Source organism: Chthonomonas sp. (genome assembly GCA_016788425.1).
Classification (GTDB): Bacteria; Armatimonadota; Fimbriimonadia; order Fimbriimonadales; family Fimbriimonadaceae; genus JAEURQ01.
The window spans coordinates 408719-422843 of sequence record JAEURQ010000002.1 but is presented as its reverse complement, the minus strand read 5'-3'; the positions used below and the strand labels follow the sequence as shown (position 1 = coordinate 422843).

Below are 14125 nucleotides of genomic sequence, written 5' to 3'. Positions count from 1 at the left end.
GGTTGGCGCGGACCGGCTGACGATTATCGGCGGTCCGTGCATGGCCGAATCGTATGAGGTCTGCATTGCCGTAGCCAACGAGCTTCGCCGCATCTGCGACAAGTTCGGATTCAACTACGTGTTCAAGGCGTCGTTCGACAAGGCGAATCGCACGAGCGTTTCCAGCACGCGCGGGCTCGGGATTGACGAAGGGCTTCAGCTGATTCGCCGCGTGGCCGACGAAGTCGGCGCACCCGCGACGACCGACATCCACGACGCTCCGCAAGCCGCGGTGGTGGCTCAGAGCGTGGACCTGCTCCAGATTCCCGCGTTCCTCTGCCGCCAAAGCGACCTCTTGGAAGCGGCCGCCAAAACCGGCAAGCCTGTCAACGTCAAAAAGGGCCAGTTTCTCGCCCCCTGGGACGCCAAGAACATCGTCGACAAGCTCCGGCAATTCGACGCCAACGGCATCATGCTCTGCGAGCGCGGCGCGTCGTTTGGCTACAACAACCTGGTCGTGGATATGCCCGGCTTGGAAGTGATGCGCAATTTCGGCGTGCCGGTGTGCTTCGATGGCACGCACTCGGCGCAGCGCCCCGGCGGTCAAGGGACGTCCACGGGCGGGAACCGCGAAGCGATTCCGGCCATGGCCCGCGCCGCCACCGCGGTGGGCATCGACGCGCTCTTTATCGAAGTGCACCCCGATCCCGACCGCGCGCTCAGCGATGCCGCTACCCAGTGGCCCCTCGCGCAAGCCGAAGCCTTGCTCAGCCGGGTCGCCGCGATTCGAGCGGCCCTGACATAAAAAGGGAGGGCGGCCAGAAGACCGCCCCGGGACTATGTTCAGAAAAACGTAAGGGTCACTGCGCGCGGCGCGCGAAGTTTTGCACCCAGTAGTAGCCGTGGCGTGAGCTCTTATCGAAGTAGAACGCGATGCCGATCTCGTTCACTTTCGGGTCCATGATGTTCTTTTTGTGACCCGGACTCTGCATCCACGCCTGCACCACCTCGTCGGCCGTCAGATAGCCACCAGCGATGTTCTCGCTCAGGCGCTCCCAATCGGTGTAGCCGAAGCTCTCGATGCGATCCTTGGGGCTGCGACCGAGCGAATCCTTGTGATCGAAGACCTTGCACGTCGAGAGGTCCACGGCCTTCCAAAAGGCGGCGCGATTCAGCGTCGGGTCGAGCTTAAGTGGTTTGAGGCCCGCCGTGGCACGTTCAACGTTGGTCAAACGCAACACTTCGTCCATCAGGACCGTCATTTGCGAATTCGGATTCAGGTCAACGTCAGGGCGAGCGTTCGCTTGGGCGGCAACCACCCCGACCATGAAAACCGTTACTGCTAGACTACGGCGAAACCTCATGTCTCGCTTGTTCCGCTCGCCCCGCAGATTTCCCCTGCGTCGATTACCAGCCTCCTAAAACACTGGTAGTTAACGGGGTGAAGACGCGGCTTTTAGGTTCGAAACTTCTTCTTTCAGGCGAGCCATCGCGGCTCCGTCGGCCAGCAGTTTCACGAGGCTCGATCCCACGATCACCCCGTCCGCGACATCTCGGAGCGCGGCCACATCAGCAGGTTGGGAGATGCCAAACCCGATCATCGCTGGCAAGTTAGTGCGCGACTTCGTCGCCGCAATGAGCGCCGGCACGCGCTCGTCGAGTTGCAATCCGCCTCCGGTCACGCCCGTGCGACTGACAAAGTACACAAACCCGCTGGCCACCGCGCAGACCTCGTCCACGCGCTGCGGAGTGCTGGTGGGGGCGAGCAAAAAGATGTTGGCCAGGCCGTTACGTTCGCTTGTTGCGACCCAATCGGCCGCGGTTCCCGGTGGCAAATCGCTCACCAGCGTCCCGCACACGCCCGCCTCGGCAATGGCTTGCCCCATGGCGTCGAGTCCCCCCGCGAGAATCGGGTTGTAGTAACCCATCAGAATGATCGGCGCCCAACCTCGTCCCGCGCCTTGCCGCAGCACATCCAGAATCTTTGCCGTGGTGACGCCGCGGTCCAAAGCGCGCTGACTGCTCGCCTGAATCACCGGGCCATCAGCGATCGGGTCGCTAAAGGGCAGGCCAACCTCAATCACATCCGCGCCCGCGGCCGTGAGCGTGTCCAGAATCTCGGGAAGCTGCTCCAGCGATGGGTCGCCTGCGGTGACAAAACAAATCAGCGCCCGGTTTCCGGACGCTGACAGTTGTTGAAACGTAGTTTGAAGGCGTTCACGACCCGTCGGCACGAGTCAAGCCTACCCGCTCACTTCTTGATCTCGATCTCTTTGCCCTTGGCCCACGCCGACCCGGCGTAGCGAAGGTCGTCGAACGCCTTATTCTTCTCGGTCACCGCCGTTTTATCGGCCACGTCCGCTGAGACAAGATACACGAGCACCTCGTGATCGCCGATGAGCACAAGCCCCTGCTCTTCCATCTTGATGTCCGAGGTCTCGAGCGTGGCCGTGAAGGCTTGGCCCCGAAACGCGCCGAACGTCCCCGCCTCGCGGGTCTTGATCACGTACTTGATCTCCTTGTCGTCGGCCCGCGCCTCCAGGTAGCTTTCAGCGAACGTCTTCAGGAAATCTTCCTCCATGGACGACGAGCTCTTGAGCACGGTCAGCATGCTGAACATGCCTTCCGATTCGCCCGGGAAGAAGTAGTTCAACCCGCTCGGGAAGAGTTCCTTGTCCGAGTCATCGAGCTCCAGTTTCTCGGGCTCCGGCATCTCTTCCGGCACGACAATCGAAATTTTCGTGTTGGGAATTTCGCGAAGCTTATAGCCATCCAACACGGAGGCAAATGCTTGCGTGGCCACCAGCGAGAACGCGAGGGCGAGCCGAAGAACGGAGTTTGCGCGAGGTTTCATTGCGATCACCTAATCGCGATATTCCATGGAAGACCCCAAAGATCACCTGGTTCCGGGCAAAATAAGGTCAATGTCCACGTCGGCCACCATGGATGGCTTGTTTGAACTCACCGAGTTGCAAGGGGATTCGCTGGCCGCGGCGTTCGGCACCCCCCTTTATGTCGTGGATGAGCGCACCTTTCGCGAGCGCATCCGCGAGTACATAGCGGCGTTTCGTTCGGCTTGGCCCAACTGCCAGCTCACCTACGCCAGCAAGGCAAACTCAGCGTTGGCGGTGTTGGCGATTGCGGCGCAAGAAGGCTGCACCATTGACGTGGCGAGCGAAGGCGAGTTTCGCGCCGCGCTCGCGGCGGGGATTCCCGCTGGCAAGTGCCAGCTTCACGGCAACAACAAGAGTTCTCAGTTGCTGCGCTTTGCGATCGAGCAAGGCGTGCGCGAGATCATCGTCGACAATCAGCGCGAACTGGAACTCATCGTCGAGCTCGGCGGAGCATGCCCCGAGTTGCTTCTGCGGCTCAGCCCGGCGGTCAACCCGCTAACCGACCCGAAGATTTCGACCGGGCACCGCGAAAGTAAATTTGGATTCAGCATCGGCGATGACGCGGCCCAGAACGCGGTGGCCTTTTGCCATTCGGCAGGGTTGCCTTTGGCCGGATTCCACTGCCACGTAGGCAGCCAACTGCTGGAGCCGAGTGCCCAGATTCAGGCGGCGCGCACGGTGGCCGAATTCGCGCTACGCATGGCTCGCGACCAAGGCTTTTCGGCGCGGGTGCTCAACATCGGCGGCGGGCGCGGCATCCAATATCGCCCGGGTGAGGTGCCGATTCCGATTAACGAATACTGCGCCGCCATCGCCGAGGCCGTTCGCGATGCGTTGAGCGGCTCGGCGCTCGATCCGGTGCTGGTGCAGGAGCCGGGGCGGGCTTTGATCGGACCGGCGGGCGTCACGCTGTACCGTATCGGCACACGCAAGCGGCAAGCCTCGACGGAGTACCTGATCGTGGATGGCGGCCTGAGCGACAATCCGCGGCCGGTGATGTACGGCGGCACCAATATGGTGCGGCCCGTGACCTCCAAGAGCGGCAGGCCGCAGCAGTTCGTCATCGCGGGTTCGCACTGCGAGACGGATACGCTATTCACCGACGTAGAACTCCCCAACGACCTCGGGCCCGGCGACCTGATTCAGGTCCTGGGGACGGGCGCATACAACGCAAGCATGGCCAGCAACTACAATCGCTTCCCCCGCCCCGCCACGGTCCTCCTTCGCGAAGACGGCTCCGTTGCGCTGATCCAATCGCGTGAGACCTGGGAGCAGGTGCTCTCCCGCGAAGTTGTGCCGCACGATCTGGAGGCGAAATGAGCATAGAACCAATTTCCATCATGTTCATCGTGAGCGCATTTATCGCGATCACGATTCACGAGTTTGCCCACGCAATCACCGCCGATATGCAAGGTGATTCGACCCCGCGCATCATGGGGCGCGTGACCCTAAATCCGCTGAAACACTTTGATCCGTTCGGCGCAATCATGATCGTGTTTACTTCGCTTTCGGGATTCGGAATTGGCTGGGGTAAGCCCGTCATGGTCAACCATCGGAATCTCAAGAATCCGCGCTGGGATTCAATGTGGGTAGCGCTCGCCGGCCCTCTGAGCAACTTCTTGCAGGCCGCAATCGCCGCGGTCATCTTCCGGTTAATCGGTTTTCAGAATATTGACCCATTCGCGTTCAGCGCGGGCTCGTTCATATTCATCTATATCCTGGCCAACATCTCGCTCATGTTGTTCAACCTGATTCCCCTGGGACCGCTGGACGGACACTGGATTCTCGGTGCTTTCCTCCCGGACGGAACGCGCGAACGATGGTTTCTGTGGAACCGCTTCACGGGGACCTTTGCGTTGCTCGGCATCATCATCATGGCGCAGGTATCGAAACTTGATCTCCTCTCCATACTCTTGGAGAAGCCCAGCTACGCCATAATCTCATTTCTCCTCGGACGATGACCCAACCCACAAGAATTCTCAGCGGCATGCGGGCAACGAACCCGCGCTTGCACCTCGGCAACTACGAAGGTGCTCTACGCCCGTGGGTGGAGCTTCAAAGCCAGCACCAAATGTTTTGCATGGTGGCCGACTGGCATGGCCTTACCGAGCTGAAATCCGAACCGCAAGAAATCGCCAAGAACGCGCGCGAGGTCGCCAAGGATTTTGTCGCCGCCGGTCTCGACCCCGACCGCTGCAACATCTTTATTCAGAGCCACGTGAAGGAGCACGCCGAGCTTAGCCTGCTGCTCGGCATGGTCTCCAGCGTGGGCAAACTCGAACGCAACCCGACCTACAAAGACCACCTGGCCGCGAGCGAAGGCAACGAGGGATCGCTTTCCTATGGTCTGCTCGGCTACCCCGTGCTGCAGAGCGCCGACATCTTGCTGTACAAGCCCTACGGCGTTCCGGTGGGCAAAGACCAGGCGCCGCACCTTGAGCTGAGCCGCGAGATCGCGCGCTCCTTTAACTCCAAGTTTGGCGAAGTCTTCCCCATGTTCAAGGACATCATCAGCCAAGACGAGTCGCGCTCGAAGGTGCCCGGGCTCGACATGCGTAAGATGTCGAAGAGCTACGACAACTGCATCTATTTGAGCGATACCGCCGACGAAACCGCCAAGCGCATTAAGTCGGCGTTCACCACGCCCACCAAGATCAAAATGACCGACCCCGGCATTCCCGAGGGTTGCGCCATTTGCCAGTATCTCAAGCTCTACGACCCCGACTACCAGCAAAAGTGGGACGAGGATATCCGCGGCGAGCGCGGCTGCTCCAAGAGCAAGCAAGAACTCACCGAGATCATCAACGAGTATCTGCGACCGTTCCGCGAGCGGCGAGTCAGCATGACGGATGGCGACATCGAAGCGATTTTGAAGAACGGTGCCGAGGGCGCCCGCGCGGTCGCCGCGCAGACGATGGATGAGGTGCGCCGCGCCATGAGGCTCGCATGATCGCTCCCATCAAAGCCATCTATTTCGATCTCGACGACACGCTGTGCGGCTATTGGGACGCCAGCAAGGCGGCTCTGCGCAGCACGTTTGACGAGTTCCGCCCCGGCGACCAAGGCGCAGACGCCTGCATCGGTGCCTGGGCGACCGCGTTTCGCTCGTTCAGTCCCGAAGTCAAATCCACCGAGTGGTACCAAACCTACCTGCGCTTTGGCGGCAAGACCCGCAACGAGCAAATGGCGCGCACGCTCCAGGTGCTCGGCGTCGACGACTCTACGCTGGCGGTTAAGCTTGGCGATCGTTACGGTGAGCTCCGCAACGCCAACCTCGCGTTGTTCGACGACGCGATTGAGGTGCTCGACAACTTGTACCACCGCTTCCCGCTTGGCCTCATCACCAACGGCCCGGCCGATATTCAGCGGCAAGAAATCGCGACGCTTGGCATCGGCCACTACTTCCAGCATTTCTACATCGAAGGCGAAGTTGGCTTTGGGAAGCCGGAGCCCGAAGTGTTCCGCCGCGCCGCCTACGCGGTCGGTTGTTTGCCGGAGGATTGCCTGATGGTCGGCAACAGTTACGGGCACGATGTACGCCCGGCGCTGGCTTGTGGATGGCAATCCATCTGGATTCGTCGCCCGAGCGATGTCGCGCCCAGCGCAGATGGCTCGTCGAAACCCGAGGAGCGGCCCCCTGACTCGCCCGAGCCGACGGCCGTGATCGGTAGCCTCCGCGAATTACTAGACTTGCTCCCCGCCTAGGTGCGGAAGGTATCCTCTAAGCATGGGTGAGTTTATGCCTTCCATCGTGGGCGAACCCGAAACTGTGTTCTGGAGCTAGGGACTGATTCCCTTCTCCTGCGGATGGCTGTCGCCTCCGCCTGCCCTTTTTTGCAACAAGAACACATGAATATTCGCGAACAACTCAACTCGATTTCCGACGCTCAAGCGATCGAAATGACCGAGCACTACGGTGCCCATAACTACCACCCGCTGCACGTCAACCTGGTGCGCGCCAAAGGCGCGTACGCCTGGGATGGCAGCGGCAAGCGCTACATCGACTGCATCGGCAGCTACTCCGCCGTGGCCAACGGCCACCTAAGCGAGGCGATTGTCAGCGCCATGAAAGAGCAACTCGACACCCTGACCCTGACCAGCCGCGCCGTTTACACGAGCGAACTTGCGTTGTTCCTGAAGTCGGTCTGCGAGTTCACCGGCATGGACATGGCCTGCCCCATGAACACCGGCGCCGAAGCTGTGGAAACCGCCCTGAAACTCGCTCGCAAGTGGGGCTACACGGTCAAGGGAATTCCGGAAGGTCAAGCCGAAATCCTGGTCGGCGAAGAGAACTTCCACGGCCGCACGATCACGATCGTCGGCTTTAGCACCGAGGCGCAGTACAAGGCGAACTTTGGGCCGTTTACGCCGGGCTTCAAGGCGATTCCGTTTGGCGACATCGAAGCCGTCCGCCGCGCGATCACTCCGAACACCGCGGCCATTCTGCTTGAGCCGATTCAAGCCGAGGGCGGCATCCTGTTCCCGCCGGCCGGCTACATGGCCGAACTCCGCAAGCTGTGCACCGAAAACCGCGTGCTGCTGATCTGGGACGAGATTCAAACCGGGTTCTGCCGCACGGGTCGCCGCATGGCTTGGGAGCACGAGGACGCGAAGCCCGACCTCATCTGCCTTGGCAAGGCGCTGGGCGGAGGCGTGTTCCCCGTTTCGGCCGTTGCCGGTAGCCGCGAGGTCATCAGCGTGTTCGTCCCTGGCGATCACGGGTCCACGTTCGGCGGCAACCCGCTTGGCTGTGTGGTGGCCATCGCCGCGATGCAAGAAATGCTCGAGAAGGATTTGGCCGGCCGCTCGGAAGTGCTCGGCGAGCGCATGATGGAGGGCCTTCGTCGTCTCAACCATCCGGCGGTCGAAGATATTCGCGGTCGCGGTTTGCTCGTCGGCCTCGAAGTCAGGGAAGGCATCGACACGAAGAAACTCTCGCAAGCATTCCTCGACAACGGTCTGCTGACCAAGGAGACCCGCTCGCGCACCTTCCGCTTTGCGCCGCCGCTCATCATCGACGAAAAAATGACCGACGAAATTGTCCGCCTGATTGAGGTTTGCCTCAACTCGGTGGTCGCCGTCACAGCCTAGTTAGGTTGCTAGGATTCACGCCGCCGGAACATTGTTCCGGCGGTTTTTTCGTTACACTGATTGATATGAAGAGTTTTGTGAGCCTGGGATTGCTGGCGATTGCCGCCGCGAGCATGGCGCAAGAAGCCGCCCGCCGCGACACCCTCACTGGCGACGTGCGATTTCACGAGGGTTTTCGTAGCGCGTTCCTGGAAAACGAGCGCACCTTGCGCGTGTACGTGCCGCCGCAATATTTAAGCGAGCCTAACCGCCGCTTCCCGGTTTTGTATATGCACGACGGCCAAAACTTGTTCAGCGGCCTCACCAGCTTCATTCCGAACCAGGAGTGGCGCGCCGACGAGTCGGCGGAGATGCTCATCCGAGCGGGCATCATCGAGCCGATCATCATCGTGGGGATAGACAACGCAGGCATGTCGCGCGGCGACGAGTACCTGCCCCTGATCATCCAGAACAAGGACACGCTTTACGGCGGCCGGGCCGAAGATTACGGTCGTTTTCTCGTTGACGAGGTGATGCCATTCATCAAAGATCGCTACCGCGTGAACACCGATCCGCGGAAGACCGGCCTTTGCGGGTCGAGCTTCGGCGGTGTCATCACCCACTATCTTGGGTTGACTTATCCCAAGGTCTTTGGGAACCTCGGCATCGTGTCGCCGAGTCTGTGGGTAGGCAAACACGAGCGCATGATTGACGATTTGCACACCATGGCTAACGCGATCAAGCGGCAGCGGGTTTGGGTGGATATGGGCGGCGACGAAGCCGACGCCAAAACCAGAAGTACGTTCGAAACTTACACCGAAACTTGGACAAAAATGCTCAGCAAGGGCGGTGGCATATGCAACGCCGTGATGGACGAATTCGCGCCGCACAACGAGGTGGCGTGGGCGCGCCGCTTCCCGAGCATGCTGCAGTTCTGGTACGGCGTCAAACGGTAATCGAATCCTGCGCGGGGTAAACCTTACGGCATGAAATGGCTCATGCCCCTCTTTTGCTGTCCGGCGCTTCTTTGGGCGGCGGACATTCCTCTCACCGAGGGCATGGCGCGCACGATTCCCGGCAACCAACGCACGCCCGCGCGGATGGACCCGGTCGAACTTGATCTCTTGCGTGGGCAAGCCTTCGAGGGCTCGGCATGGACCGCCGTGAAGGCCGCCGCCAACGGCACGTTCTCCGGGCCGTTCACGAGCAGCGGATACTTGCGGTTTACGGTGAACTCGCCCGCAGACAAAACCATGTTTCTTGAGGCCATCGGCAACAGCATGGTGTACGTCAACGGCGTGCCTCACGGCGGTGATATTTACATGTTTGGGTACGTGAGCGTGCCCGTTCCCTTGGTCAAGGGGCCGAACGAACTGGTCTTCGCTCTGGGCCGCGGCCAATTCCAGGGGCGTTTGGTGGATGTCGTCAAGCCGCTAAGTCTGGACCCCCGTGATTCGACCACGCCTGACGTCGTCGAGGGCGGTCCCAAGTCCAGTTTGGCCGCGCTCATCGTCCGCAACGCCACCGCCGATGTGGTGGATGACCTCGTGATTGTCGCTGGAAAGCACCGCACCAAGGTCGGCCGAGTTTTGCCGATGACCACCGTAAAGGCCGGGGTCGCCATTCCGCTCGAAGCCACCGGCAAGGTCAACGTCCGCCTTATGCGCGGGAGCAGGGAGCTCGATGCCACCGAGCTGACCCTGCGGGTGCGCAAACCCAGCCAGCCGCACAAGATCACCTTCCGCAGCCGCATCGACGGCTCGGTCCAGTACTACGCTGTTCAGCCGAGCACCAACCCCGCGCCGGGACAAGCCCTGTTCCTGAGTCTGCACGGCGCGAGCGTGGAGGCGAGCGGCCAAGCCGAAGCCTATTCGGCGAAGTCGTGGGGCACGGTTGTTTGCCCGACGAATCGGCGACCTTACGGGTTCAACTGGGAGGATCAGGGTCGCCTGGATGCGTTGGAAGTGCTCGAACTCGCCCAGGCCCGCTACAAGCCCGATCCGCGCCAGATTTATCTGACTGGCCACAGCATGGGCGGGCATGGCACGTGGCAGCTGGGCGCGCATTTTCCGGACCAGTGGGCCGCGATCGCGCCCGCCGCGGGTTGGGTGAGCTACTGGAGCTACGCAGGCGGGGCCACTTACAACAATCCGAGCGAGATCGAAAAGTCGTTGCTCGCCGCGATGTCGCCCAGCGACACCCTCGGCCTCAAGTCGAACTTCGCCCAGCATGGTGTGTTCATTCTGCATGGCGACGCCGACGAAACCGTGCCGGTCAGCGAGGCAAAAACCATGGCCGACGTGCTCGGCAAGTTCCACAAGAGTTGGGACATGGCGCTGGTGCCGGGGGCCGGCCACTGGTGGGATAACGACCCCGAAGCCGGCGCCGACGCCGTGGACGATGCGCGGCTTTTCCGGTTCTTCGCGCGCCATCGCCGCCCGCTCGCCAACGAGGTCACGGAGGTGGACTTTGCGACCGCCGATCCCGGCGTGTCGGACAGTTGCCACTGGGTGACGGTGAGCCAACAAGCAGCGGTGCGCCAGGTTAGCCGAGTCGAACTCGTGGCGCGGCCCCACATGGGCCAGATTTCGGGGCAAACCACCAACGTGAGCGCGATGCGTATCCGCCCGGATGCGCTCGTGCTGCAGGCAAACATCAGTCTTGACATTGACGGCACCAAACTCACGGTGCCCTGGGCGAAAGAGATCGCCTTGCGCAACGATGGCCGGGGTTGGACGCTGGACAACACCAAGGATGAGCCGAGGTTCAAGCACGGGTTCAAGGCGATGTTCGATCGCGAGTTCGCGTTCGTCATTGACCGCCCTGAGCGCGACCCGAAAGCCAAGGAGCATTTGCAGATTGCCCGCTACCTCGGCGAGCAATGGCGCGTCATCGCCAACGGTCGAGCCGAAGTTCTGTTCCGTGACGAGCTGACCAGCGAAATCCGCCGCAAGCGCAACCTCATCTACATCACCAACGACCGGAGCCTGCTGCCGAGCGGGTTCGGCGACAACCCGGTGGTCCTCACGCGCTGGCTCGATGGTCAGCAGGTGGGCATTATCTACGGTGGCACGGCGACGACCCGGCTCCCCTACTTCACCGCCGGGGCGCATTTTGCCGACTACTTTGAGTTCCGCCCCGAGATGCTGCGCGACGGCACCAAGGGCATTGTGCGCACCGGATTCTGGTCGCCCGCGGACGAAAAGAAGTAGACATAAGGTAACGTTACACCGTGATCGCACGCCTGCGCGGAACCGTTTGGGAAATGAACCCGCCCCACCTAGTGGTGGATGTGCAGGGCGTCGGCTACGAGCTGTTAGCCCCCGAACCGGTGCTCCTGCAACTCGGTGTCGTCGGGCTGCCGGTGGACCTGTTTGTGCGGCAGATATTCCGCGAAGACGGGACCACGCTTTACGCGTTCGCCAATGCCGACCAGCGGCGTTGCTTTGACATTTTGACCGGCGTCAGCGGTTGCGGACCCAAGATCGCCTTGGCCGCACTCGGCACACTCGGCGAGCAAGGCGTGGTGGCCGCCATCGTGGACGAGGACATTCCCACCCTTATTAAGACACCCGGCATCGGCGCGAAACTCGCCGAGCGCATCTCGCGAGAGCTTCGCGAGAAGATGCGCGAGGAGCTTTGGGCGCGTCATGCGACGACGCCGAAGCCCACCAAGGAAGTCAGCAGTCCCGTGGACGACGAGCTCGTAGACGCGCTGATGAACCTGGGCTATCGCCGCGCCGAAGCCGATTTGGCCGCCGCCACGGCGCGAGACGAAGCCACTGGGTTGGAGGATCAACTGCGGGCGGCTCTGCGTCATTTGAGAAAGTAAGACGATGATCGACGAACTCAGCCCCGAACAGCATCCCGAGGACCGCGCGCCCGAATTCTCGCTGCGGCCGAAACTGCTGCGCGAGTTCATTGGCCAAACCAAGCTCAAGGAGAACTTGAACGTCTTTCTGACCGCGGCTCAGCGGCGTGGCGAGCCGCTTGACCACACGTTGCTTTATGGCCCGCCAGGACTCGGCAAAACCACCATCGCGCATATTCTCGCGACGGAAATGAATGCCCCCTTCCACGTCACCACCGGCCCCGCGCTGGAGCGGCCCGGCGACCTGGTGGGGATCGTCACCAACCTCGAGCCCGGCGCGGTGCTGTTCATTGACGAAATCCACCGCCTGAGCAAGATGGTCGAAGAAATTCTCTACCCGGCGATGGAGGACTTTAAGATCGACTTGATGATCGGCAAGGGTCCGGCCGCGCGGTCAGTACGGCTCGACTTGCCGCGCTTTACGATTATCGGCGCGACCACGCGCCAGGGCCTCCTCACCGGCCCGCTACGCGACCGTTTCGGCATCGTCTCGCACTTCAACTACTACGACCAACCAGCGCTGCATGAGATCATCTCGCGGTCGTCCAGCATCTTGGGCTATCAGATTTCCGATGATGCCGCCACTGAGATTTCGCGGCGTGCCCGCGGAACGCCGCGCATCGCCAATCGCCTGCTGGCCCGGGTGCGAGACTTCGCCGAGGTCGCCGACGAGACCGTGATTTCGCTTCAAGCCGCGCAGCGAGCGCTCACCGCGCTGGAAATTGACGACGCCGGACTCGACCTGGTGGATCACCGCATCTTGCTGGCGATTATCGAAAAGTATGATGGCGGGCCGGTCGGCCTGGATACCATCGCGGCGACCATTGGCGAGGATTCGGGCACCATCGAGGATGTGTTTGAGCCTTACCTGATGCAGCTCGGCTTTTTGCAACGCACTCCGCGCGGACGGGTGGCGACCGCCGCGTGCTATCGCCACCTTAAGCGCGAACCCAAGGCGAAGCCGGAAAACCCAGCGCTCTTCGAAGGCTAGGCAAAACAAAAAGGGGCCCCAATTGGAGCCCCCGTATGATTGCTATAGATGGTTGAACCGGGTTAAGCCGTTTCGGGTTGTCGTGCAAGACGCTCAGCATGAGCGCCGCAGTACTGTGCCAGTTTCTGAAGAGCGGCTTCGGCGGTGGCATCAAGCGGCTGGGGACTGGTCATACACAGTTCCAGCAACTTAAAGGCCTCCTCCTCCGTTAGCTCCAATTGATTTATCACGTGCACCACTTGAGTGTTCCCTCCTAGGAACGTAGAATCATAGACGACAGTCACATGACCAATGTTCGGTCGGAAACCGAAGTTCTTAACTCCGCATCAACAATACTCGTGAGAATGGCGTGTGGTTCCGCAATAAGCCTTAAGGCCCTACAACGGAGCGGGCACGAACGCCGCCGACCGCGACTCGTAGTCGTCAATCGCGCCGGCGTGTTCCAGGGTGCTGCCGATGAGGTCCAACCCTCTTAGAATCTGGTCCTTGGTCGCCGGAGTCAGCGTGAACCTGAACGTTTGATCGCCAAGGCTAACCGTTTCCGCCGAGACATCAATCGTCACCTCGGCGTTCGTGCCCGCCGCGACGAGCTGTGCGTGACTCGCCGGGTCGAGCTCGATGAGGAGCAGTCCGCAGTTGGCCGAATTCTGTCGGAAGATATCGCTGTAGCCCGGCGAGTCCGCGGTCGCCAACGCGATCACCGCGCGGAATCCCCACTGCTGAATCGCCCACACCGCGTGCTCGCGGGAGGATCCGCAGCCGAAGTTGGTGCCCGCGACCAGCACGGTCGCGCCCTGCGCCTCGGGCGTGTCCAGCACAAAGTCGCCGCCGCGAACATCGCTGAACAAAAGCTCGCCGTAACCGGTTCGGCTGACACGGCTCAGAAACCGCGCCGGGATAATCCGGTCGGTGTCCACATTGTCTTCGTTGTAAATGGCGAGTCGTCCGGTATGGACCGTGAGGCCAGGCATGGCCCAATTATACTAGTCGTCGGTGAGCTTATCGACGGCGTCGCGGTGAAGAATCGAAGGACCCTCGGTGCCGGCCACGCGCTCGTACACGCCGCTTTCTAGCTTCTTAAAGGCCGTGAACCCGTTCTTACCCGCGGTCTCAATGAGGTTGCCCATGCCCATGGCGATGGAGGCGCGCGAGATGACGCGGCTGATCTCCATGCCGCACGCCGGACAGTGCGTCAGCGTGTCGTCTTTCACCGATTGCAGCACCTCAATGCGGTGCGGACACATCAGCGACTCTTCCTTATGTTCGTATTCGTAAATGGGCATTTCGGCGATTCTAGTATTAATGATGAAACATTTTGGG

Annotated in this window: 15 protein-coding genes; 10 read left to right on the top strand and 5 right to left on the bottom strand. The window is 61.2% G+C overall.

The annotated features are described in order from the left end of the window. The first annotated feature begins 40 nt into the window (after window positions 1-40). Window positions 41-784, top strand: coding sequence for a 3-deoxy-8-phosphooctulonate synthase (gene kdsA / locus JNJ45_03895; protein ID MBL8047806.1), 744 nt, complete (start codon window positions 41-43; stop codon window positions 782-784). Between the two features lie 55 nt (window positions 785-839). Here kdsA and JNJ45_03890 read toward each other — a convergent pair whose 3' ends face one another. From JNJ45_03890 to JNJ45_03880, 3 genes are all read right to left on the bottom strand, one after another. Beyond that, the gene (locus tag JNJ45_03890; GenBank protein MBL8047805.1) at window positions 840-1343 is read right to left on the bottom strand and encodes a CAP domain-containing protein; all 504 of its coding nucleotides are present in this window, start codon (window positions 1341-1343) and stop codon (window positions 840-842) included. Between the two features lie 69 nt (window positions 1344-1412). Further along, complete coding sequence (locus JNJ45_03885; protein MBL8047804.1) at window positions 1413-2213, bottom strand: tryptophan synthase subunit alpha; 801 nt, start codon at window positions 2211-2213, stop codon at window positions 1413-1415. A 17-nt stretch (window positions 2214-2230) separates the two neighbouring features. Next, window positions 2231-2833, bottom strand: coding sequence for a hypothetical protein (locus JNJ45_03880; GenBank protein MBL8047803.1), 603 nt, complete (start codon window positions 2831-2833; stop codon window positions 2231-2233). 70 nt (window positions 2834-2903) lie between these two features. Between JNJ45_03880 and lysA the strand changes: the two genes are divergently transcribed. The 9 genes from lysA to ruvB all read left to right on the top strand — a co-directional run bounded on the left by lysA (window position 2904) and on the right by ruvB (window position 12805). After that, complete coding sequence (lysA, locus tag JNJ45_03875; protein ID MBL8047802.1) at window positions 2904-4193, top strand: diaminopimelate decarboxylase; 1290 nt, start codon at window positions 2904-2906, stop codon at window positions 4191-4193. Next, on the top strand, window positions 4190-4834 hold the full coding sequence (locus JNJ45_03870; protein ID MBL8047801.1) for a site-2 protease family protein: 645 nt from the start codon (window positions 4190-4192) through the stop codon (window positions 4832-4834). The genes lysA and JNJ45_03870 overlap by 4 nt, the downstream gene beginning before the upstream one ends. Beyond that, window positions 4831-5823, top strand: a complete 993-nt coding sequence (trpS, locus tag JNJ45_03865; protein ID MBL8047800.1) for a tryptophan--tRNA ligase — start codon at window positions 4831-4833, stop codon at window positions 5821-5823. The genes JNJ45_03870 and trpS overlap by 4 nt, the downstream gene beginning before the upstream one ends. After that, a complete protein-coding gene (locus JNJ45_03860; protein ID MBL8047799.1) occupies window positions 5820-6578 on the top strand; it encodes an HAD family hydrolase in 759 nt (252 codons plus the stop codon). The genes trpS and JNJ45_03860 overlap by 4 nt, the downstream gene beginning before the upstream one ends. Before the next feature lie 144 nt (window positions 6579-6722). Then, window positions 6723-7964: an ornithine--oxo-acid transaminase gene (gene rocD, locus JNJ45_03855; protein ID MBL8047798.1), complete on the top strand. Its 1242-nt coding sequence runs from the start codon at window positions 6723-6725 to the stop codon at window positions 7962-7964. A gap of 65 nt (window positions 7965-8029) precedes the next feature. Further along, window positions 8030-8899 carry an alpha/beta hydrolase gene (locus JNJ45_03850; protein MBL8047797.1) on the top strand — a complete coding sequence of 290 codons (870 nt, stop codon included), beginning with the start codon at window positions 8030-8032 and terminating at the stop codon, window positions 8897-8899. A gap of 30 nt (window positions 8900-8929) precedes the next feature. Then, on the top strand, window positions 8930-11155 hold the full coding sequence (locus tag JNJ45_03845; GenBank protein MBL8047796.1) for a prolyl oligopeptidase family serine peptidase: 2226 nt from the start codon (window positions 8930-8932) through the stop codon (window positions 11153-11155). A gap of 20 nt (window positions 11156-11175) precedes the next feature. After that, window positions 11176-11775, top strand: a complete 600-nt coding sequence (gene ruvA, locus JNJ45_03840) for a Holliday junction branch migration protein RuvA (GenBank protein MBL8047795.1) — start codon at window positions 11176-11178, stop codon at window positions 11773-11775. A gap of 4 nt (window positions 11776-11779) precedes the next feature. Further along, window positions 11780-12805 (top strand): Holliday junction branch migration DNA helicase RuvB, encoded by a 1026-nt coding sequence (ruvB, locus tag JNJ45_03835; GenBank protein MBL8047794.1) that lies wholly within the window; start codon window positions 11780-11782, stop codon window positions 12803-12805. A gap of 377 nt (window positions 12806-13182) precedes the next feature. Here ruvB and leuD read toward each other — a convergent pair whose 3' ends face one another. Next, window positions 13183-13776: a 3-isopropylmalate dehydratase small subunit gene (leuD, locus tag JNJ45_03830; GenBank protein ID MBL8047793.1), complete on the bottom strand. Its 594-nt coding sequence runs from the start codon at window positions 13774-13776 to the stop codon at window positions 13183-13185. A gap of 12 nt (window positions 13777-13788) precedes the next feature. Beyond that, window positions 13789-14088 carry a zinc ribbon domain-containing protein gene (locus tag JNJ45_03825; GenBank protein MBL8047792.1) on the bottom strand — a complete coding sequence of 100 codons (300 nt, stop codon included), beginning with the start codon at window positions 14086-14088 and terminating at the stop codon, window positions 13789-13791. Window positions 14089-14125 lie beyond the last annotated feature (37 nt).

Excerpts from the sequence above, each read along its gene's own strand:
- kdsA (MBL8047806.1), top strand. The coding sequence starts at position 41 with ATGGCCGAATCGTATGAGGTCTGCATTGCCGTAGCCAACGAGCTTCGC.
- JNJ45_03890 (MBL8047805.1), bottom strand. The coding sequence starts at position 1,343 with ATGAGGTTTCGCCGTAGTCTAGCAGTAACGGTTTTCATGGTCGGGGTG.
- JNJ45_03880 (MBL8047803.1), bottom strand. The coding sequence starts at position 2,833 with ATGAAACCTCGCGCAAACTCCGTTCTTCGGCTCGCCCTCGCGTTCTCG.
- lysA (MBL8047802.1), top strand. The coding sequence starts at position 2,904 with ATGTCCACGTCGGCCACCATGGATGGCTTGTTTGAACTCACCGAGTTG.
- JNJ45_03870 (MBL8047801.1), top strand. The coding sequence starts at position 4,190 with ATGAGCATAGAACCAATTTCCATCATGTTCATCGTGAGCGCATTTATC.
- trpS (MBL8047800.1), top strand. The coding sequence starts at position 4,831 with ATGACCCAACCCACAAGAATTCTCAGCGGCATGCGGGCAACGAACCCG.
- JNJ45_03860 (MBL8047799.1), top strand. The coding sequence starts at position 5,820 with ATGATCGCTCCCATCAAAGCCATCTATTTCGATCTCGACGACACGCTG.
- rocD (MBL8047798.1), top strand. The coding sequence starts at position 6,723 with ATGAATATTCGCGAACAACTCAACTCGATTTCCGACGCTCAAGCGATC.
- JNJ45_03850 (MBL8047797.1), top strand. The coding sequence starts at position 8,030 with ATGAAGAGTTTTGTGAGCCTGGGATTGCTGGCGATTGCCGCCGCGAGC.
- JNJ45_03845 (MBL8047796.1), top strand. The coding sequence starts at position 8,930 with ATGAAATGGCTCATGCCCCTCTTTTGCTGTCCGGCGCTTCTTTGGGCG.
- ruvB (MBL8047794.1), top strand. The coding sequence starts at position 11,780 with ATGATCGACGAACTCAGCCCCGAACAGCATCCCGAGGACCGCGCGCCC.
- leuD (MBL8047793.1), bottom strand. The coding sequence starts at position 13,776 with ATGCCTGGCCTCACGGTCCATACCGGACGACTCGCCATTTACAACGAA.
- JNJ45_03825 (MBL8047792.1), bottom strand. The coding sequence starts at position 14,088 with ATGCCCATTTACGAATACGAACATAAGGAAGAGTCGCTGATGTGTCCG.